Origin of the sequence: Candidatus Protofrankia californiensis (genome assembly GCF_900634765.1) — a bacterium.
In the GTDB taxonomy this organism is placed as follows: domain Bacteria; phylum Actinomycetota; class Actinomycetes; order Frankiales; family Frankiaceae; genus Protofrankia; species Protofrankia californiensis.
On the sequence record NZ_CAAAFT010000497.1, the window covers coordinates 1 to 505 of the forward strand.

A 505-nucleotide genomic window follows, 5' to 3' on the forward strand; every position below is an offset into this window, starting at 1 on the left:
GTCGCGTAGAAGTCGACGCCGGTATGGCCGGCCGCGATGAGCAGGACAAGCAGGACGAGCAGCACCGCCCGCACCAGCCCGCACCCCACCAGCACCCGCTGCCGTGAGATCCGGTCGAGCACGATCCCGGCGAACGGACCGATGACGCTGAACGGCAGCACCACGATCGCCAGCGATGCCGCGAGCGCCGCAGCGGACGTCGCCCGTTCGGGGGAGAACAGCACGTAGCTGACCAGGCTCGCCTGGAACACGCCGTCGGCGGCCTGCGAGGTCAGTCGGGAGGCGAAAAGCCGCCGGAATCCCGTCGACGTTTCGGGAAGCTGGGCCTTCGGCGCCGCGGAAAAAGCATGATCGCGCGACCGTCGGCCCTCCAGCCCGAGGAGTTGTCGCAGATCTCCGGCCCGCGCCACACCAATGAGCCTACGGACCTCGCCCCCTGACACGCGTGCGGTCCGCCCTCGGTGTCGTGGCCCCGGTGTCGTGGCCCCGGTTGTTGTGGCAGGGG

1 pseudogene is annotated in these 505 nt (G+C 70.3%); it reads right to left on the reverse strand.

What is annotated here, in order from left to right:
• A pseudogene (locus tag DD1DGNOD_RS26110) lies at positions 1–443 on the reverse strand (hypothetical protein); the annotation flags it as partial.
• Positions 444–505: the final 62 nt, after the last annotated feature.